The sequence below is a fragment of the Kitasatospora sp. NPDC093550 genome (genome assembly GCF_044764985.1).
Taxonomy (GTDB): domain Bacteria; phylum Actinomycetota; class Actinomycetes; order Streptomycetales; family Streptomycetaceae; genus Kitasatospora.
On sequence record NZ_JBIWJF010000014.1, the window covers coordinates 100,983 to 119,206 of the forward strand.

An 18,224-nucleotide genomic window follows, 5' to 3' on the forward strand; every position below is an offset into this window, starting at 1 on the left:
AACCGGACCTGACCGGGAGCGGAAACGCCGTACCGAAAGCCGGACTCCGCCGCACCGGCGCCAGGACTTCGCCGCACCGGAGGCCGGACTTCGCGCTGCCCGGGGGCGGCCGGGGCCGTCTCGCGGAGCGGAAACCCCCGACCGGCCCGGGCCCGCCCTCACTAGGCTGCGCCGATGGAGAGCCCCACCGGCACCCGCCCCACCAGCCCGGCCGGCCCGGCCGACACCGACGCCACCCGGCTCTACGCCCGGCTGCTCGCCGAACCCGGCCGCCCGCCCGAGGCCCTCGGCCTCGACTGGGACGCGCCCCGGCTCGCCGCCGCCACCGCCGAACTGCGCGCCCTCGGGCTGCTCCAACCGGCCGCCGCCCCCGACCCGGCCCCCGCCGACACCGCCGTCTCGGTCGACACCGCCGTCCGCCAACTGCTGCTCGACACCGACCGCCGGGTCACCGCCCTCGTCACCGCGCTGCGCCACGCCCGCGACTCCGTCGACCGGCTGCACACCGGCTACCTGCCCGTCCAGCAGCACCACCGCACCGGCACCGGCCTCGAACTCGTCCGCGGCGCCGACCGGATCGCCGCCCTGCTGGAGGACGCCGCCCGCGGCGCCCGCACCGAAGCCCTCTCGCTGCGCCCCGGCCAGGACCTCTCCGGCCCCGCCCTGGCCGGCAAGCTCGCCCGCGAACGCCTCGCCCTCGCCCACGGCGCCGCGCTGCGCACCATCTACCCGGCCGCGGCGCTGCGCCGCCCGGCCGTGCTGGCGCACGTGCGGGAGCTGACCTCGGCCGGGGCCAGGATCCGGGCGGCGCACTCGCTGCCGCTCTGGCTGATCGTGGTGGACGCCCGGCTGGCGATCCTGCCCGCGCCCGGCTCCGGACCGGACGGCGGCGGCCCGGCCGCGGCCGCGGTGGTGGTCCGCGAGCCGGCGCTGGTCGCCCTGGTGGCGGAGCTGTTCGAGTACTTCTGGTCGGCGGCCTGGACACCACCCGAACTCGCTCCCGAGGAGCGGGAGGTGACGGACCGTCAACTCATTGTGCTGAGGATGCTGGCGGCCGGGCTGACGGACGCGGCGATCGCCCGGAAGCTGGAGGTCTCGGAGCGTACGGTGCGCCGGCTGGTCGCCGAACTGACCGCCGGCCTGGGTGCGGAGAGCCGCTTCCAGGCCGGCGTGCACGCGGCGCGGCGGGGATGGATCTAGCCGGACCCCAGGACCCGCTCAGCGTCGCCCGGGGACGGGCAGGCCGAGGTGGTCCCGCAGGGTCGGGCCGGTGTAGTCGGTGCGGAACACCCCGCGTTCCTGGAGCAACGGGACGACCCGGTCGACGAACTCGTCCAGGCCGCCCGGGGTGAGGTGCGGGACGAGGATGAAGCCGTCGGCGGCGTCCTGCTGCACGAACTCGTCGATCCGCGCGGCGACGGTGGCGGGGGAGCCGACGAAGGACTGCCGGCCGGTCACCTCGATCACCAGTTCGCGGCTGGTCAGCCCCTTCTCCGCGGCGACCGCCCGCCACCGGGCGGCGACGGCGAGCGGGTCGCCGAGGCCGACCCGGCCCCGGGCCAGGGCGCCCTCCGGGTCGGGGTCGATGTCCGGCAGGGGCCCGTCCGGGTCGTGGTCGGACAGGTCGACGCCCCAGACCTGCTCCAGGAAGGCGATCGCGGTCCGCGGTCCGACCTGGGCCCGGCGGATCTCGGCGGCGCGCTCCTGCGCCTCGGCGTCGGTGTCGCCGAGCACGAAGGTGGCCCCGGGCATGATCTTCAGCTCGTCCGGCTTGCGCCCGTACGCGGCGAGCCGGCGCTTGACGTCCGCGTGGAAGGCCTGGCCGGCGGCGAGGGTGGAGTGCCTGCTGAAGACCACGTCGGCGGTGGCGGCGGCGAACTCCCGGCCCTCGTCGGAGTCCCCGGCCTGGATCACCACCGGGTGGCCCTGCGGCGGACGCGGCAGCGAGAGGCGGCCCTCGACCTCGAACTGCGGGCCGCGGTGCCGGACGACGTCCTCCCCGGCGTCCCAGAACTCCCTGGCCAGCTGGACGAATTCGGCGGCCCGGGTGTAGCGGTCGGTGCGGTCCAGGTAGCCGCCGCGGCGGAAGTTCTCCCCCGTGAAGGCGTCCGAGGAGGTGACCACGTTCCAGGCCGCGCGGCCGCCGGAGAGGTGGTCCAAGGAGGCGAAGCGGCGGGCCAGTTCGTACGGTTCGTTGAAGGTCGCGTTGACGGTGGCGGCAAGTCCGAGCCGCTCGGTGACGGCGGCCAGCGCGTTCAGCACGGTGATCGACTCGGGCCGGCCGACCACGTCCAGGTCGTGGATGCGGCCCTTGTGCTCGCGCAACCGCAGGCCCTCGGCGAGGAAGAAGAAGTCGAACTTCCCGCGCTCGGCGGTCCGCGCGAGGTGGCGGAAGGAGTCGAACTCGATGTGGCTGCCGGAGGCCGGGTCGCTCCACACCGTGGTGTTGTTGACGCCGGGGAAGTGCGCGGCGAGGTGGATCTGCTTGAGCGGTCGGTCCGTCATCGGGTCACCTCGGCGAGCGCGGGGGAGGCGGTGGGAACGGCGGAGGCGGCGGCGTAGCGGCTGGTCGGCCGGGCCAGGCCGAGGTGGTCGCGCAGGGTGCGGCCGGGGTACCCGGCGCGCAGCAGGCCGGCGTCGCGCAGGGCGGGGGCGATCCGGTCGGCCAGGACGGCCAGGTCGCGCGCCGGGTCGGCGGGGACGAGGTGGAAGCCGTCGACGCCGGTGCCGACGGCGGTGAGTTCGGCGAGCAGGCGTTCCTCGGCGGCCCGGTCGGGCAGCGCGGACAGGGCGGCGTCGAGCCGGGCGAGGATCCGCAGGTTCTCGCCGGCGCGCAGCCGCAGTTCGGTGGCGGCGGTCAGCCGGGCGGCCCGGTCGGAGGCGTCGAGCAGGACGACGTCGGCGTGCCGGATCGCGGCGGCGACCCGGGCACGCCCGTCGGCCGGGGCGTCCGGCGCGAGGTCGGCCGCGGCCACCGGCACCACGACGACCGGGCGGCCCTGTGGCGGGCGCGGGGTGATGGACGGCCCCCGGACGGAGAAGTGCCGGCCCTCGAAGTCGACGTAGTGCAGCTTGTCGCGGTCGATGAACCGTCCGGTGACGGCGTCGCGGATCTCCGCGTCGTCCTCCCAGCTGTCCCAGAGCCGGGCGGCGACCTCGACGGCGTCGGCCGCCTCGGCCCACAGCTCGTCGGCGGGGGCGACCGGGCGGCGGCCGAAGGCCCTCGCCTCGGCCTCGGTCGCGGAGACGCCGACCAGCCAGCCGGCCCGGCCCCGGCTCACCCAGTCCAGGGTGTTGACCGCGATCGAGGTGTGGAAGGGCTCGGTGTGGGTGGTGGTGACGGTCGGCACCAGCCCGACCCGGTCGGTGAGCGGGGCGATCCGGGCGAGGGCGGCGAGCGCGTCCGGGCGGCCCGGTTCGGCGGTGAAGGAGTCGTCGAGGGTGACGAAGTCCAGGGTGGCCCGTTCGGCGAGGCCGGCGAGGGCGGCGTAGTGCCCGGCGTCGAAGCGGCCGGGGCTGTCGAGGGCGGCGGACAGGTGGAGCTGGCGGGGCATGGCGAGCCTGACTTTCCTCGTGCGGACGCGTGCGCGGACGTGGGCGCGGACGGGGGCGCGCACCGGCCGGTACGGAGCGGCGGGGGTGCGCGGCGGCCCGCGGAACACGCGGATGCGCGGTGACGGCCCGTGGGCGGGAGCCCGTCCGGGCGGGGGGAGGAGGAGCCGGCGCCGGCGGGACGTCAGCCGGGCGGCGGGGGAACGGTCAGCTCAGCCGCGACACGCCGCGGACCACACGCGACCGAAGTCGATGTGGCTGCGGGTGACCAGCGGGCACGAGGCGTTCACCGCCTCAGTTGACCAGGGCCCGCGGCGGTTCGTCAACCGTGCTTTCCGCGCCGCGGACCGTCCGGACACGCCGAGGGCCCCGTCCCGCCGCTGGGGGGGGGGGCAGCGGCGGGACGGGGCCCTGGTGGGGGAGTGGCGCGGGGCGTCAGGCCTTGGTGACGTCCTCGATCTCGTCGTCGTCCTCGCGACCCGGGGTCTTGATGTTGAACTTGGTGATCGCGAAGCGGAACAGGAAGTAGTACAGGGCGCCGAAGACCAGGCCGATCGGGATGATCAGCCAGGGCTTGGTGGCCAGGTTCCAGTTCAGCAGGTAGTCGATCAGGCCGGCCGAGAAGCCGAAGCCGTCGTGCACGCCCAGGCCCCAGGTGACGGCCATCGAGAGGCCGGTGAGCACCGCGTGGATCAGGTAGAGCACCGGCGCGATGAACATGAACGAGAACTCGATCGGCTCGGTGACACCGGTCACGAAGCTGGTCAGCGCGACCGAGATCATCATGCCGAGCACGGCCTTGCGGCGCTCGGGGCGCGCGGCGTGGGCGATCGCCAGGGCGGCGGCCGGGAGGCCGAACATCATGATCGGGAAGAAGCCCGACATGAACTGGCCGGCGGTCGGGTCGTGGTGGAAGAAGCGCGGGATGTCGCCGGTCCAGGTGGCGCCCGACGGGTCGGTGAAGCTGCCGACCTGCTGCTGGAAGAAGGTGTTCAGGAACTGGTGCATGCCGACCGGGATCAGCGCGCGGTTGGCGACACCGTAGATGGCGGAACCGCCGGCGCCCAGGCCGGTCAGCCAGTCGCTGGCGTGGGTCAGGCCGGTGCCGATCGGGCCCCAGAGCAGGCCCATCAGGACGCCGAGCAGGGTGCCGACGAAGGCCATGATGATCGGGACGAGGCGGCGGCCGTTGAAGAAGCCGAGCCAGTCGACCAGCTTCTTGCGGTGGTACTTCTGCCAGATCACGGCGCTGAGCAGACCGACGACGATGCCGCCGAAGACACCCGGGTTCTGCGGCTTGCCGGCCGGCAGCGCCGCGGTGACGGTGCCGTCCATCGGGAAGACGGTCAGCACGTTGTGGAAGACCAGGTAGCCGACCAGGGCGGCCAGCGCGGTCGAACCGTCGGCCTTCTTGGCGAAGCCGATGGCGACACCGACGCAGAAGAGCAGCGGCAGGTTGGCGAACACCGCGTCACCGGCGGTCGCGAAGACCTCGGCGACCTTCCCCCAGCCGAGACCGTCCTTGCCGAAGACGTCGGGCTGGCCGAGCCGGAGCAGGATGCCGGCGGCCGGCAGGACGGCGACCGGCAGCTGGAGGCTGCGGCCGATCTTCTGCAGACCCTGGAGTAGGTTCTGGCCGAACTTCTTGGCGGGGCTTGGCGTGGCCGGAGCCGTGGCGGGCGCCGGTGCCTGCGCAGACTGACTCATGGGGGTGGGTTCCTAACGGCATGGCGGTCGGTCGGGGGAAGGCACAGGGGGCCGAACCGCGAACTGGTCTACACCACGGGTGGTGTAGACCAGTTTTGTAGCACGGGTGGAGAAGGCGGGGAACCCTGGAAAGCGCCGTCGCCGGGAAGCGCTATGAAATCGAAACCTAGGTGCGGAACGACGATCTTGATTACGTGTGCGACGGGTATTTTGGCTATTTGCGCAACAAAAACGGTCGGGCGCCGTACTGCGGGGGCCGGCGGCGCGTCGGGACGGGCGTGCGGGCTCCGGCCGGGGCCGCCGGATGCTCAGCGTGACCGCGGCGTCGCGGAACTGCCTGGTCGGGGCTGCACCGGGCGCGGCCGGGCTGCCGTCGGTGGCGGACCGGATGGTGATTCGGGGGCACGTCGGCGGCGGCCGGATCGCAGCCGAATTACCTTTCGAACGGCCGCCGCGCAGGGAATCGAGTCCTTTCCCGAAATGCCGAAGGCCCCCGGGCCGGTGGGTCCGGAGGCCGTGGCGGGAGCTGCTCGGAGCGGCTCCGTTTCAGGCTTTGGTGACGTCCTCGACCTCGCTCTCGTCCTCCCGCCCCGGTGTTTTCAGGTCGAATTTCACGATGATGAACCGGAAGAGCACGTAGTACACGACGGCGAAGCAGAGGCCGATGACGATGATCAGCCACGGCTTGGTGGCCAGCCCCCAGTTGATCACGTAGTCGATCAGGCCGGCCGAGAAGCTGAACCCGTCGTGCACCCCGAGCCCCCAGGTGACCGCCATCGAGGCGCCGGTCAGCAGGGCGTGCACGGCGTACAGGGCCGGGGCGATGTAGGCGAAGGAGTACTCGATCGGCTCGGTCACACCGGTGACGAAGGAGGTCAGGCCGACCGAGAGCATCAGGCCGTAGATCTCCTTGCGGCGGTGCGGCTTGGCGCAGTGCGCGATCGCGAGGGCGGCGGCCGGCAGCGCGAACATCATGATCGGGAAGAATCCGGACTGGAACTGGCCGGCCGTCGGGTCGCCCGCCAGGAAGCGCGGAATGTCGCCGTGCACGATCGTGCCGTCGGCCTTGGTGAACTCGCCGAACTGGAACCAGACGAAGGTGTTCAGCAGCTGGTGCATGCCGATCAGCAGCAGCGCCCGGTTGACCAGGCCGAAGATGCCGGCACCGCCCGCGCCGAGGTCGGAGAGGTTCTGCGAGAAGTCGTTGAGGCCGCGGCCGATCGGCGGCCAGACCCAGAGCGCGACAACGGCCGTCAGCATTCCGACCAGGGCGGTGATCATCGGCACCAGCCGGCGGCCGTTGAAGAAGCCCAGCCAGTCGACCAGCTTGGTGCGGTGGAACCGCACCCACAGCCACGCCGACATCAGGCCGAGCAGGATGCCGCCCAGCACCCCCGGGTTCTGGTACGTCGCGGCGGCCGCCTTCGCCGAGGTGTAGTCCACGCACTGGTCGCTCACCAGGACCGTGGGCGGCTTGCAGGTCTCCGGGAAGGCGTGCAGCACCCGGTAGTAGACGAGGAAGCCGACCACGGCCGCCAGCGCCGTCGAGCCGTCCGCCTTCTTGGCCATGCCGATCGCCACGCCGATGCAGAACAGCATCGGCAGGCCGAGCGCGGAGTCGAGCAGTGCGCCGCCGGCCGCGGCGAAGACCTTGGCGACGTTGTTCCAGCCCAGGCCGTCCTTGCCGAACACGTCCGGCTGGCCGAGCCGGTTGAGGATGCCCGCCGCCGGGAGCACCGCCACGGGCAGCTGCAGCGAACGGCCCATCTTCTGCAGGCCGCCGTAGAAGGAGTGCCACCACTGCGTCTGCGGGGCCGTGGCTCCTGCCGAACTCATCCTTAGCCTCCGGGACCGGTTGCCGGCCGGTGGCCCCCTGCGGGACCCTCGGGCGGGGCCAGGAACCCCCGGGGTCCTTTCTGCGTTCATCGGAGTACACATATATTGGTGTAGACCACTTTGGGACGCAGGCCGCACTCCGGGACGTAGCCCCGCTGATCGTCATCCTCGGGGGGCGATCCGGAGCCTGCCCGCCGGGATGGGCCATAAGTGGACTAACGTGGCAAACCGGTCCCGCGCGGGTGATGCTGGTCGCGCTGCTCAGCAGCACGACCGCAGCTGAACCCGCGTCAGCCACCGGCACGGACCTCGCCGCTCCACGGCCGAGGGACGACCCCCCACAGCACAGCGCAGGACGGCGCCCGGCAGAGCGGCCGGCGAGCCGAGACAGAGGGAGAGACAGATGGCCAGCAAGGCTGAGAAGATCGTCGCCGGTCTGGGCGGCATCGACAACATCGAAGAGGTCGAGGGCTGCATCACCCGCCTGCGCACCGAGGTCAAGGACGCCTCCCTGGTCGACGAGGCCGCCCTCAAGGCCGCCGGCGCCCACGGCGTCGTCAAGATGGGCACCGCGATCCAGGTCGTCATCGGCACCGACGCCGACCCGATCGCCGCCGACATCGAGGACATGATGTGAGCTGAGCCACCCCGGCTCACCCGCCCCGGCCCGCCGACCCGCCCAGGGGGACGGCGGGCCGCGGCGCACCCGGACCGCCCCACCGCCCGGACCCACTACGCTCAGTGCCTATGTCACGCATCGACGGCCGCACCCCCGAACAGCTCCGCCCCATCACCATCGAGCGGGGCTGGAGCAAGCACGCCGAAGGCTCCGTCCTCATCTCCTACGGCGACACCAAGGTGCTGTGCACCGCCAGCGTCACCGAGGGCGTCCCCCGCTGGCGCAAGGGCAGCGGCGAAGGCTGGGTCACCGCCGAGTACTCCATGCTCCCGCGCGCCACCAACACCCGCGGCGACCGCGAAGCCGTCAAGGGCCGCATCGGCGGCCGCACCCACGAGATCAGCCGGCTCATCGGCCGCTCGCTGCGCGCCGTCGTGGACCACCGCGCCCTCGCCGAGAACACCATCGTCCTCGACTGCGACGTCCTCCAGGCCGACGGCGGCACCCGCACCGCCGCCATCACCGGCGCCTACGTCGCGCTCGTCGACGCCGTCGCCTGGGCCCGCGACAAGAAGCTCCTGCGCGCCAAGGGCCAGCCCATCACCGGTGGCGTCAGCGCCGTCAGCGTCGGCATCATCGACGGCACCCCGATGCTCGACCTCCGCTACGAGGAGGACGTGCGCGCCGAGACCGACATGAACATCGTCTGCACCTCCGACGGCCGCTTCGTCGAGGTCCAGGGCACCGCCGAGGGCGCGCCCTTCGACCGCGACCTGCTCAACCGGCTGCTCGACCTCGGCAGCCTGGGCTGCGCCGAACTCGACGAGATCCAGCGCAAGGCCCTGGAAGGCTGAACCGGCGCGGGCCCCGCAGCCGTGGCCCGGGACGGACGCCCCGCCGCCGGGCCTGCTGTACAGGCCGGGCCCGGAGACCGTACGGTTCCCGCAGCACCCCCGCTGCGGGAACCGCGCACCCCCCGGCGCGCGTCCCCCACCACGGAACCCGCGCCGCACAGGAGGACCGGATGCCGTCCAGCATCGCCCGCCCCACCGCCCTCGCCGTGGCCGGACTGATCGCCATCCTCCCGCTCAGCATGGTGAGTTGCTCCGCCGCGCAGAAGGCCATCGACTGCGGCAACACCGCCGTGAAGATCACCGGCGACATCGCCGACGTCACCCAGGCCTACGACAACGCCAGCAACGACTCCGCGGCCGCCGGCAAGGCGCTGCAGAAGCTCAAGAACGACCTCGACCAGGTCGGCAAGAACTCCAAGAACACCGACGTCGCCAAGGCCGTGACGGACCTGCAGAAGCAGGTCGACAACGTGCAGCGGGCCGCCGACAAGAACGAGGTCCCCGACCTCAAGCCCCTCGGCGACGCGGCCGGCAACCTCACCAAGGTGTGCACCGGCTGACCCCCGCCGGCCTCTGGATAGGGTGGGCGATATGTCCACCCGTCTGATCCTCGCCACCCGCAACCAGCACAAGGTCGCCGAGCTGCGCGCCATCCTCACCGACGCCGGCCTGGACGTCGAACTCGTCGGCGCCGACGCCTACCCCGAGATCCCGGACGTCCCCGAGACCGGCGTCACCTTCGCCGAGAACGCCCTGCTCAAGGCCCACGCCCTGGCCCGCGCCACCGGCCTGCCCGCCGTCGCCGACGACTCCGGGCTCTGCGTGGACGTGCTCAACGGCGCACCCGGCATCTTCTCCGCCCGCTGGGCCGGCAAGCACGGCGACGACCGCGCCAACCTCGACCTGCTGCTCGCCCAGCTCTCCGACATCGCCGAGCCGCACCGCGGCGCCCACTTCTTCTGCGCCGCCGCCCTCGCCCTGCCCGACGGCACCGAGCGCGTCGTCGAGGGCCGCCTCCTCGGCACCCTGCGCACCACCCCGGCCGGCACCGGCGGCTTCGGCTACGACCCGATCCTCCAGCCCCTCGGCGAAACCCGCACCTGCGCGGAGCTCACCGCCGACGAGAAGAACGCCATCAGCCACCGCGGCCAGGCCTTCCGGGGACTGGTACCGGTCGTCAAGGAGCTCATCGGCTGACAGGGCGTCCGCTGAACGTCGAAGGCCCGCCCGAGATCGCTCTCGGGGCGGGCCTTCGAATCTTAGGTGAAAGGCTGGTGCGGCCTGAGGGATTCGAACCCTCACGGGGTTTCCCCCACCGGATCCTAAGTCCGGCGCGTCTCGCCATTCCGCCAAGGCCGCAATGGCCTCTAGTCTAGGGCTTCGATTCCGGCGGGAACACCGCGATTCCGTGTGGCGCATTGCGCTTGTTCTTGTTCCGGCCGCAATAGGTGTCGGTGACGGAGTGGCAGTTCGGGCAGGGCAGTCGGAGATTGTCCGGGCGGTTTTCCAGCCAGTCGCCGTTGATGTGGTCGACCTCCAGGGTCATCGGCCTGCCATGCCACTCGGGTCCGGTGCCGCAGCCCTCGCACAGCTCGGCTCGGCCGAGCTCGGCCAGCGCGCTGCGGATTCGCGACCCGGGAAGCCGTTTGGCGTCTGAGGGGCGCCGGACGAGGAGCTGTTCGGCGGGGATCCTGGTGGGGAACCGCGTGCCGCGGGCGTGGGCCTGCCCGGTGAAGTGGGATGTGTCGATGCCGAGCTCCTTGATCCGCCGTCCGATGTGGCTCTGGGTGCCGCCCGCCTGACGCTGTTGGAGATGTCGCAGGACCCCGGCCACGCTGTGTGACGCCGAGACGGCCTCCTGGAGGAGCTCCCGGGTGTAGACGGTTCCGGCTGAGCGAAAGTGCGAGGTGTCGATCGCGTACTCGGTGAGCTTGCGACGCAGGTACTTCCGTCGGTCGCGATTGGGTTCGCGGCCGAGCGCGACCAGCATGTGGTCGAGCGTGGCTGCGGCAGCTGCCACCTCCGCCAGTAGTTCCCTTGAGTACTGGCGTTGTGCGCAAGCGGGAGAGGCCTCGAAGTGTGAGGTGTCGATGCTGTAGTGCTGGAGTCGCTTGCTCAGGTGGGCCTTTGCCCCGCGCGTCATCGGCACGCCGAGCTTGCGCATCATCTCGTTGACGCTGGTGGATTCGGCCGCGAGCGAGGCGAGCAGTTCGCGGGTGTACTTGACCGGCACGGGTCCCCCTGTGGGCTGGTGGACCCCCTTCCCCGGTGTGTGAACGAGCGGGCTGCGAACAGGTTACGGCTTCCGGTGTTTGGCTGTTGATGACCAATTGGTACAGACCTATTGACCTATGTGGTTCAGACCACATAGCTTCTGCGCCAATTGCAATCCCCCACGTGCGTGCTCCCCCACAGGCACGTGCCGACACTCTCTCCTGGAGGACCGAGTGTTGATCCGAAGCACGGCGGAGCGGCGTCCCACCGCTGCTGTCCGCCGTAAGGGCGCCCGGGCGGGTGTGGCCTCGGTGGCCGCGGCGTCGTTGGCCGGGCTGCTGATGGCGACGCTGGGTGCGGCGCCCTCGCAGGCGTCGGCGGCGGTCGACAACGCGAGCTGTCGCCCCGACGGGCTGTACCAGACCCCCGGGGTGGACGTCCCGTACTGCTCCGTGTACGACACCGGCGGGCGCGAGAAGATGGGCGCGGACCACCAGCGCCGCATCATCGGGTACTTCACCGGCTGGCGCACCGGCAAGAACGGCGACCAGCCGTACCTGGTGAGCGACATCCCCTGGGACAAGGTCACCCACCTCAACTACGCGTTCGGGCACGTCGGCGGCGACAACAAGCTGTCCGTCGGCACGGACGGCCCGACCAACGAGGCCACCGGGATCTCCTTCCCCGGCGTGCCCGGTGCCGAGCTGGACCCGACACTGCCGTACAAGGGCCACTTCAACCTGCTGACGAAGTTCAAGAAGCAGTACCCGAACGTCAAGACCCTCATCTCGGTCGGCGGTTGGACCGAGACCGGCGGCTACTTCGGGGACGACGGCAAGCGGGTGAACTCCGGCGGCTTCTACGCGATGACCGTCAACCCGGACGGCAGCGTCAACCAGGCCGGCATCGACACCTTCGCCGCCTCGTCGGTCGACTTCCTCCGCACGTACGGCTTCAACGGCGTCGACATCGACTACGAGTACCCGACCTCGATGAAGGACGCCGGCAACCCGCTGGACTGGCAGCTCGCCAACTCCAAGCGCGGCTCGCTGGCCAAGGGCTACGCGGCGCTGATGAAGACGCTGCGGGAGAGCCTGGACAAGGCCGGCGCCGCCGACGGCAAGCACTACCTGCTGTCGGTCGCGGCCCCGTCGTCCGGCTACCTGCTGCGCGGCATGGAGACCTTCCAGGTGGCGCGGTACCTGGACTACGTCAACATCATGTCGTACGACCTGCACGGCGCCTGGAACAAGTACGTCGGTCCGAACGCCTCGCTGTACGACGACGGCAAGGACGGCGAGCTGGCGGCGGCCAACGTCTACGGCACCGCGCAGTACGGCGGCATCGGCTACCTCAACGCGGACTGGTCGTACCACTACTTCCGCGGTGCGATGCCCGGCGGGCGGATCAACGTCGGCCTGCCGTACTACACCCGTGGTTTCAAGAACGTCCAGGGCGGCACCAACGGCCTCTGGGGCACGGCGTCCGCGACCACCTGCCCGGTCGGCTCCGGTCTGACCTCCTGCGGTGACGGCGCGGTCGGCATCGACAACATCTGGAACGACAAGGACGACGCGGGCAAGGAGTCCCCGGCCGGGTCGAACCCGATGTGGCACGCGAAGAACCTGGAGAAGGGCATCCTGCCCGACTACCTCGCCAAGTACGGCGTGAAGGACACCGCGCTGCAGGGCACCTACGCCCGCAACTACAGCTCCTCCCTGGTGGCGCCGTGGCTGTGGAACGACACCAAGAAGGTGTTCCTCTCCACCGAGGACGAGCAGTCGGTGGGCGCCAAGGCCGACTACATCGTCAACCAGGGCGCCGGCGGCGCGATGATCTGGGAGCTCGCGGGCGACTACCGGTGGGACGCCGCGGCGAACGGCGGCAAGGGCGAGTACGTCCCCGGCTCGACGCTGACCTCGCTGATGTACGACAAGTTCAAGTCGGCGACCCCGTACGGCGCGACGCGTTCGACGGTCGCGCTGCCGCAGCAGACCCTGGCGGTGGACGTGTCGTTCACCAACTTCGCGCTGGGCGACTCGAACTACCCGATCAACCCGAAGCTGCACATCGTCAACAACTCGGCGCTGACCCTGCCGGGCGGCACCGAGTTCCAGTTCGACTACGGCAACTCGGCGCCGGGCAACGCCAAGGACCAGTCCGGGTTCGGCCTGCAGGTGATCCGGCAGGACAACCCCGGACCGGGCAACGTGGGCGGTCTGAAGGGCACCTACAACCGGGTGTCGGTCAAGCTGCCGGGGTGGCAGTCGTTGGCGCCGGGCGCCTCGGTCGACATCGACTTCGTCTACTACCTGCCGGTGTCCACGCCGTCGAACTGGACGGTCAACGTGGGCGGCACGCTGTACGGGATCAAGGGCGACCTGACCCGGGGCGCGACGGACGGCGGTACGACCCCGCCGACCACTCCGCCGACCACGCCTCCGACGACCCCGCCGACGACGCCTCCCACCACTCCGCCGACCACGCCGACCACGCCGCCCACGACGCCGCCGACCACGCCGGCCGGCTGCGCGGGAGCGCCGGGCTGGGACGCGGGCACCACCTACGCGACCACCACCAAGGTCTCGTGGAAGGGCCACTACTACCAGAACAAGTGGTGGACCAAGGGCGACGACCCCACGGCCAGTGGCGCGTGGGGCGTCTGGAGCGACCTCGGGGCCTGCTGATCCGGCAGCCGGGGTGAGGAACGGCGGTGGCGGCGCACCCGGTCGGGGGGTGTACCGCCACCGCTCCGTCGCTGCCGGGCGTGCCCGGACGGCCCCGGCGGCTACGCCTCGATCTTGAGGTCGCGCAGCAGCTTGGCGACGTGGCCGGTGGCCTTGACGTTGTAGAGGGCGCGTTCGACCTTGCCCTGCTCGTCGACGATGACCGTGGAGCGGATCACGCCCTGGTAGGTGCGGCCGTAGTTCTGCTTCTCTCCGTAGGCGCCGTACGCCTCCAGGACCTTGTTGTCCGGGTCGGAGAGCAGGGTGACCTTGAGGTTCTCGGTCTCGCGGAACTTGCCGAGCTTCTCCGGCTGGTCCGGCGAGATGCCGATGACGTCGTAGCCGGCGCCCTCGAAGACCTGCAGGTTGTCGGTGAAGTCGCAGGCCTGCTTGGTGCACCCCGGGGTGAGCGCCTTGGGGTAGAAGTAGACGATGACCTTGCGGCCCGCGTGGTCGGCGAGGGAGACCTGGTTGCCGTCGGCGTCGGACAGGCTGAAGGCGGGCGCGGTGTCGCCGGGCTGGAGACGCTCAGTCATGGGTGGACTCTCCTGGTGCGTGCTGCTGTGACGGGCGGTCGTACCACGGCAAACTTACCTCCGATGGTGGGTGGGGCCGCGCGGCCGTGCGCGGCAGCTGACACACTGGGTCAGTCGCACGGAACAACATCGGCAAGTGAATGGGGTGGCCCGAGTGGGCGAGGCGAGCACGCAGGACAAGTCGGCGCGGACGACCGCCCAGATCGAGGCGGACATCGCGAGCGCGCGCGACCGACTGGCGTCGACCCTGGACGAGCTGGCGGTCCGCGTCCACCCGAGCACGATCTCCGCCCAGGTCAAGGCCAAGGCGGTGGCCGCCGTCGAGGAGAAGGCCGGCCGGGCGTACGTGGCCGCCAGCGGCATGGTGGACAAGGTGAAGGCGCAGTTCGTGGACGAGAAGGGGCAGCCGCGCCGGGAGCGGATCGTCCCGGCCGCGCTGGTCGGCGTGGGCCTGGTGCTGCTGGTCGCCTCGTCCCGCAAGCGCCGCAAGGACTGACCCGGGCGGTGGGTGAGGGCCGGGCGCGGTGCGCGTCCGGCCTTTCGCATGCCGGGCCAGCGTCACGCTCCGCGCCCGGGAGCGGTACCTTCGGGACCGTGAGTACGAACGAGGAGACCCACTCCGACCACCCCCACGATCCCGCCCGGCACGACCGGCTGGGTGAGAAGCTGCCGATCCGGATGCTGCACGACCGCGTGCTGGTGCGCATCGAGGGCGCCGAGGGCGAGCGCCGCTCGACCGGCGGCATCCTGATCCCGGCGACCGCCGAGCTGTCCAAGCGCTGCACCTGGGCCGAGGCCGTCGCGGTGGGCCAGAGCGTGCGCTCGGTGGAGCCGGGCGACCGGGTGCTGTACGACCCGGAGGACAAGTTGGAGGTCGAGGTCCGCGGCGCCACCTACGTGCTGCTGCGCGAGCGCGACCTGCACGCCGTGGCCGCGACCCGTTTCGGGGACACCGAGGGCTCGACCGGCCTGTACCTCTGACCGTGGACCGCCTGCGGTACTCCTTCGAGGCGGGGGTCGTCGGCACGGCGCTGTGGCCGGACGTGGAGAGCCCGTACGGCTGCCCGGCCGATCTGGACCGGCTGTCGATCGGTGCCGCGCCGGCGTCGCGGCCGGGGCGGTGACCGGTCGGCCGCGGGTGGGTCAGGTGACGCGGATGGTCAGGCGACGCCGGTGGTCAGGTGACGCCGGTGGTCAGGCGAGCAGTGCGCCGCCGTCCACGGTGACGACCGTGCCGGTGGCGAAGCGCTGTTCCATCAGGTAGGCGTACGCCTCGGCGGCCTCCTCCGGGGCGCCGATCCGGCCGAGCGGGAGGCCGGCGGCGGTCGTGGCGTAGAGCTGTTCGCGGTCGGTGTCGGGGAGGCCGGACCAGAGCGGGGTGCGGAGCATGCCGGCCCGGACGGCGTTGACCCGGATCGGGGCGAGTTCGACGGCCAGGGCCCGGACCAGGGACTCGATCGCGCCGCAGATGCTCGCGGCGACGCTCCAGCCCGGGCCGGGCCGCCGGCCGGCGGTGCCGGAGGTGAGGGTGATCGAGCCGCCGGGGCGCAGCCGGGGCGCGGCGGCGCGGACGGCGTCGAGGGCGCCGAAGTAGCGCAGGGTGAAGAAGCGGCGGGCGGCGTCGAGGTCCAGGTCGTCGAGCGGCATCAGGGCGAGCGGTTCGCCGGCGGTGAAGACCAGGTGGTCGACGGGGTCGAGGCGGTCGAAGAGGGCGGCGACCTGGTCGCTGTCGGTGAGGTCGGCGATGTCGGCGGTGGTGCCGGTGGGCAGGGCGGCGAGGGCGCGTTCGGCGCTGTCGCGGCGGCTGGAGGCGACGGTGACCCGGGCGCCGCGGCGGGCGGCGAGGTCGGCGGTGGCGAGGCCGATGCCGGAGGTGCCGCCGAGGACGACGACGCGCTGGTCGGTGAGGGGCATGGTGGTGCCTTTCGGGCTGCCGGGGCGGTTCGGGGGTGTGTCGATCGTGCGTCGCGCGGGCGGGTGTCGTCCAAGACCTGTTCCGTCCGCTGTCATACCCTCGGGGTATCAGTCGAGGTGGGTGCGGTGGAGGGGGTGCGGTGGACGTCGATCTGCGGAAGCTGCGGTACTTCGTGGCGGTGGCGCGGCAGCTGCACTTCGGGCGGGCTGCGGCGGAGTTGCACATCGCGCAGCCGGTGTTGTCCCGGCAGATCCGGGCGCTGGAGGCGGAGTTCGGCGCGCAGCTGTTCCGGCGGGACCGTCGGTCCACGGAACTGACGTGCGCGGGGCGGCAGTTGCTGGAGGACGCGCCGCCGCTGCTGGCGGCGGCGGAGGCGTTGCGGCGCCGGGTGGGGCGGTCGGCGGACGACCGGGAGCGGTTCGTGGTGGGGTTCATGCCCGGGATCACGGTGACGGCCGTCGCGCGGGCGATGTGCGGGCGGCATCCGGGGCTGGCGGTGGAGGTGGTCCGGACGTCCTGGCGGGACCAGGCGCAGGTGGTGCTGGACGGGCGGGTGGACGTGTCCTTCGTGCGGCTGCCGGTGGACCAGCGGGGCCTGGCGCTGCGGCCGCTGTTCGCGGAGCCCCGGGTGGTGGCGCTGCCGGCCGGGCACCGCTTGGCGGGTCGGCCGTCGGTGGCGATGGCCGAGCTGGGCGGGGAGCGGCTGCTGCAGGATCCGGACGCGGTGCCGGAGTGGCGGGACCTGCCGGTGCCGGGCGGGCGGCGGCCGGAGCGGGCCCGGCCGAGCGCGGACACCGTGGAGGAGAAGCTGGAGTACGTGGCGGCGGGCGAGGGCATGGTGGTGCTGCCGCTGTCGGTGGCCGCGTTCTACACGCGCTCGGACGTGGTGCACGTGCCGATCTCGGACATCGCGCCGAACCGGGTCTGTCTGGCGTGGGCGGCGGGGCGGACGTCACCGCTGCTCGCGGAGTTCGCGGAGTTGGCGGCGGAGCTGGCCGCCGGCGGCGCGGGGGAGGGCGCCGGCCCGGAATTGTCGGTGGCGGGCGCTAGGGTCCCGGCATGACGAGGCGCGTGCCGGTGATCGGTGACGGGGAACGGCGGGCCAGGCTGGGCCGGCGGCAGTTGTTGGCGCCCTCGGCGCGGGCGGCGCGGGTGGAGGACGTGGCCGACGCGGTGGTGGGGCTGCACGCCACGGACGCGGCCACGGTGTACCTGTCGGCGTGCGCGCGGCTGGCCGAGCCCTCGGCGGCGGAGGTGGACCGGGCGCTGTACGAGGACGTCTCCCTGGTGAAGCTGCTGTCGATGCGGCGGACGATCTTCGCGGTGACGGAGGGCCTCGCCCCGTACGTGAGTTCGGCGGCGGCCCGGGCGATCGCGGCCAAGGAGCGGGCGACGCTGCTCAAGCACCTGCGGGACCACGCCGAGGGCTGGGACGAGCGGCGGCTGGCCGAGACGGAGCGCGCGGTGCTCGCCGCGCTGGCGCGGCGCGGCGAGGCGACGACCAAGGAACTGGGCGACGAAGTCCCGCAGTTGCGCGAGACGATGCTGATGTCGGCGGGCAAGGCGTACGAGGCGAAGCAGAGCGTGGGGAGCCGGCTGCTGCGGCTGCTGGCCTCGGACGGGCACGTGCGCCGCTGCCGGCCGCGCGGCTCGTGGCTGAGCAGCAGCTATCCGTGGGCGCTGGTGCCGCAGTGGCCGGACGTGCCGGTGCGGGAGGCGAAGGCGGAGGTGGTGCGCCGTTGGCTGGCCGGGTACGGTCCGGCGACGGTCGAGGACGTGAAGTGGTGGACGGGCTGGACGCTCGGCGACGTCCGCACGGCGCTGGCGGACGTCGGCGCGTCGGCCGTGGAGCTGGCGGGCGGCGCGGCCGGGCTGGTGCTGCCGGGGGACGAGGGGCCGGTGGCGGAGCCGGAGCCGTGGGCGGCGCTGCTGCCGGCGCTGGACCCGGCGGTGATGGGCTGGCGCGGGCGGGACTGGTACCTGCGGCCGGAGGACGTGCCGGCGCTGTTCGACCGGGCGGGCAACGCCGGGCCGACGGTGTGGTGGTGCGGCGAGGTGGTCGGCGGCTGGGCGCAGCGGGCCGACGGCGAGCTGGTGTGGCGGCTGTTCCGGGACGTCGGGGCGGAGACCGGGCGGGCGGTCGCGGCGGAGGCGGAGCGGTTGGCGGGCTGGCTGGGGGAGGTGCGGGTGACGCCGCGGTTCCGGACGCCGTTGGAGCGGGAGCTGGTGGCGTAGCGCTGGGGCCGGTGGGGCCGGTGGTGCCCG

18 protein-coding genes and 1 tRNA gene are annotated in these 18,224 nt (G+C 72.4%); 11 read left to right on the plus strand and 8 right to left on the minus strand.

All coding sequences use genetic code 11. The features are described 5' to 3' along the window. Positions 1–174 precede the first annotated feature (174 nt). A complete protein-coding gene (locus tag ACIRD3_RS22980) occupies positions 175–1,200 on the plus strand; it encodes a response regulator transcription factor (protein WP_402219637.1) in 1,026 nt (341 codons plus the stop codon). Positions 1,201–1,218: 18 nt separating this feature from the next. On the opposite strand, the gene ACIRD3_RS22985 is transcribed toward ACIRD3_RS22980, so the two are convergent. From ACIRD3_RS22985 to ACIRD3_RS23000, 4 genes are all read right to left on the minus strand, one after another. Beyond that, positions 1,219–2,505, minus strand: a complete 1,287-nt coding sequence (locus ACIRD3_RS22985) for an LLM class flavin-dependent oxidoreductase (protein ID WP_402219639.1) — start codon at positions 2,503–2,505, stop codon at positions 1,219–1,221. Beyond that, on the minus strand, positions 2,502–3,554 hold the full coding sequence (locus ACIRD3_RS22990) for an LLM class flavin-dependent oxidoreductase (protein WP_402219641.1): 1,053 nt from the start codon (positions 3,552–3,554) through the stop codon (positions 2,502–2,504). Before ACIRD3_RS22990 ends, ACIRD3_RS22985 begins: the two co-directional genes overlap by 4 nt. Before the next feature lie 433 nt (positions 3,555–3,987). Then, a complete protein-coding gene (locus ACIRD3_RS22995) occupies positions 3,988–5,259 on the minus strand; it encodes a PTS transporter subunit EIIC (protein WP_402219644.1) in 1,272 nt (423 codons plus the stop codon). 546 nt (positions 5,260–5,805) lie between these two features. Next, complete coding sequence (locus tag ACIRD3_RS23000) at positions 5,806–7,095, minus strand: PTS transporter subunit EIIC (protein WP_402219647.1); 1,290 nt, start codon at positions 7,093–7,095, stop codon at positions 5,806–5,808. Between the two features lie 403 nt (positions 7,096–7,498). On the opposite strand from ACIRD3_RS23000, the gene ACIRD3_RS23005 reads away from it, so the two are divergent. The 4 genes from ACIRD3_RS23005 (at position 7,499) to rdgB (ending at position 9,765) form a co-directional block, all read left to right on the plus strand. Further along, entirely contained in the window at positions 7,499–7,732 is a 234-nt protein-coding gene (locus tag ACIRD3_RS23005) for a glucose PTS transporter subunit EIIB (protein WP_030060521.1), read from the plus strand. A gap of 110 nt (positions 7,733–7,842) precedes the next feature. After that, on the plus strand, positions 7,843–8,568 hold the full coding sequence (gene rph / locus ACIRD3_RS23010; protein WP_402219650.1) for a ribonuclease PH: 726 nt from the start codon (positions 7,843–7,845) through the stop codon (positions 8,566–8,568). A 170-nt stretch (positions 8,569–8,738) separates the two neighbouring features. Then, a complete protein-coding gene (locus ACIRD3_RS23015; protein WP_402219652.1) occupies positions 8,739–9,128 on the plus strand; it encodes a hypothetical protein in 390 nt (129 codons plus the stop codon). 31 nt (positions 9,129–9,159) lie between these two features. Next, on the plus strand, positions 9,160–9,765 hold the full coding sequence (gene rdgB / locus ACIRD3_RS23020; RefSeq protein WP_402219655.1) for an RdgB/HAM1 family non-canonical purine NTP pyrophosphatase: 606 nt from the start codon (positions 9,160–9,162) through the stop codon (positions 9,763–9,765). A 75-nt stretch (positions 9,766–9,840) separates the two neighbouring features. Here rdgB and ACIRD3_RS23025 read toward each other — a convergent pair. After that, positions 9,841–9,927 (minus strand) — tRNA-Leu (locus tag ACIRD3_RS23025). Between the two features lie 13 nt (positions 9,928–9,940). Continuing rightward, on the minus strand, positions 9,941–10,801 hold the full coding sequence (locus tag ACIRD3_RS23030; RefSeq protein WP_402219658.1) for an HNH endonuclease signature motif containing protein: 861 nt from the start codon (positions 10,799–10,801) through the stop codon (positions 9,941–9,943). 214 nt (positions 10,802–11,015) lie between these two features. On the opposite strand from ACIRD3_RS23030, the gene ACIRD3_RS23035 reads away from it, so the two are divergent. Continuing rightward, positions 11,016–13,469, plus strand: coding sequence for a chitinase C-terminal domain-containing protein (locus tag ACIRD3_RS23035; RefSeq protein WP_402219660.1), 2,454 nt, complete (start codon positions 11,016–11,018; stop codon positions 13,467–13,469). 101 nt (positions 13,470–13,570) lie between these two features. Here ACIRD3_RS23035 and bcp read toward each other — a convergent pair whose 3' ends face one another. Further along, positions 13,571–14,044 carry a thioredoxin-dependent thiol peroxidase gene (bcp, locus tag ACIRD3_RS23040; protein ID WP_402219663.1) on the minus strand — a complete coding sequence of 158 codons (474 nt, stop codon included), beginning with the start codon at positions 14,042–14,044 and terminating at the stop codon, positions 13,571–13,573. 154 nt (positions 14,045–14,198) lie between these two features. Between bcp and ACIRD3_RS23045 the strand changes: the two genes are divergently transcribed. The 3 genes from ACIRD3_RS23045 to ACIRD3_RS23055 all read left to right on the plus strand — a co-directional run bounded on the left by ACIRD3_RS23045 (position 14,199) and on the right by ACIRD3_RS23055 (position 15,168). Further along, positions 14,199–14,540: a DUF3618 domain-containing protein gene (locus tag ACIRD3_RS23045; protein WP_402219666.1), complete on the plus strand. Its 342-nt coding sequence runs from the start codon at positions 14,199–14,201 to the stop codon at positions 14,538–14,540. A 182-nt stretch (positions 14,541–14,722) separates the two neighbouring features. Beyond that, positions 14,723–15,025, plus strand: coding sequence for a co-chaperone GroES (locus ACIRD3_RS23050; RefSeq protein WP_097240225.1), 303 nt, complete (start codon positions 14,723–14,725; stop codon positions 15,023–15,025). A 2-nt stretch (positions 15,026–15,027) separates the two neighbouring features. Continuing rightward, complete coding sequence (locus ACIRD3_RS23055) at positions 15,028–15,168, plus strand: hypothetical protein (protein ID WP_402219669.1); 141 nt, start codon at positions 15,028–15,030, stop codon at positions 15,166–15,168. A 70-nt stretch (positions 15,169–15,238) separates the two neighbouring features. Here ACIRD3_RS23055 and ACIRD3_RS23060 read toward each other — a convergent pair whose 3' ends face one another. Then, positions 15,239–15,958, minus strand: coding sequence for an SDR family oxidoreductase (locus ACIRD3_RS23060; protein WP_402219672.1), 720 nt, complete (start codon positions 15,956–15,958; stop codon positions 15,239–15,241). 140 nt (positions 15,959–16,098) lie between these two features. Between ACIRD3_RS23060 and ACIRD3_RS23065 the strand changes: the two genes are divergently transcribed. Next, a complete protein-coding gene (locus ACIRD3_RS23065) occupies positions 16,099–17,022 on the plus strand; it encodes a LysR family transcriptional regulator (RefSeq protein ID WP_402219675.1) in 924 nt (307 codons plus the stop codon). Further along, positions 17,019–18,194 carry a winged helix DNA-binding domain-containing protein gene (locus ACIRD3_RS23070; RefSeq protein WP_402219678.1) on the plus strand — a complete coding sequence of 392 codons (1,176 nt, stop codon included), beginning with the start codon at positions 17,019–17,021 and terminating at the stop codon, positions 18,192–18,194. The genes ACIRD3_RS23065 and ACIRD3_RS23070 overlap by 4 nt, the downstream gene beginning before the upstream one ends. The last annotated feature ends 30 nt before the right edge of the window (positions 18,195–18,224 follow it).

What these genes read in the sequence shown, in the direction of transcription:
- ACIRD3_RS23050 (WP_097240225.1), top strand. Translation starts at nt 14,723, where the DNA reads ATGCTGCACGACCGCGTGCTGGTGCGCATCGAGGGCGCCGAGGGCGAG.
- ACIRD3_RS23070 (WP_402219678.1), top strand. Translation starts at nt 17,019, where the DNA reads ATGACGAGGCGCGTGCCGGTGATCGGTGACGGGGAACGGCGGGCCAGG.
- ACIRD3_RS23000 (WP_402219647.1), bottom strand. Translation starts at nt 7,095, where the DNA reads ATGAGTTCGGCAGGAGCCACGGCCCCGCAGACGCAGTGGTGGCACTCC.
- ACIRD3_RS22990 (WP_402219641.1), bottom strand. Translation starts at nt 3,554, where the DNA reads ATGCCCCGCCAGCTCCACCTGTCCGCCGCCCTCGACAGCCCCGGCCGC.
- rdgB (WP_402219655.1), top strand. Translation starts at nt 9,160, where the DNA reads ATGTCCACCCGTCTGATCCTCGCCACCCGCAACCAGCACAAGGTCGCC.
- ACIRD3_RS23015 (WP_402219652.1), top strand. Translation starts at nt 8,739, where the DNA reads ATGCCGTCCAGCATCGCCCGCCCCACCGCCCTCGCCGTGGCCGGACTG.
- ACIRD3_RS23060 (WP_402219672.1), bottom strand. Translation starts at nt 15,958, where the DNA reads ATGCCCCTCACCGACCAGCGCGTCGTCGTCCTCGGCGGCACCTCCGGC.
- bcp (WP_402219663.1), bottom strand. Translation starts at nt 14,044, where the DNA reads ATGACTGAGCGTCTCCAGCCCGGCGACACCGCGCCCGCCTTCAGCCTG.
- ACIRD3_RS22980 (WP_402219637.1), top strand. Translation starts at nt 175, where the DNA reads ATGGAGAGCCCCACCGGCACCCGCCCCACCAGCCCGGCCGGCCCGGCC.
- ACIRD3_RS22995 (WP_402219644.1), bottom strand. Translation starts at nt 5,259, where the DNA reads ATGAGTCAGTCTGCGCAGGCACCGGCGCCCGCCACGGCTCCGGCCACG.
- ACIRD3_RS22985 (WP_402219639.1), bottom strand. Translation starts at nt 2,505, where the DNA reads ATGACGGACCGACCGCTCAAGCAGATCCACCTCGCCGCGCACTTCCCC.
- rph (WP_402219650.1), top strand. Translation starts at nt 7,843, where the DNA reads ATGTCACGCATCGACGGCCGCACCCCCGAACAGCTCCGCCCCATCACC.
- ACIRD3_RS23005 (WP_030060521.1), top strand. Translation starts at nt 7,499, where the DNA reads ATGGCCAGCAAGGCTGAGAAGATCGTCGCCGGTCTGGGCGGCATCGAC.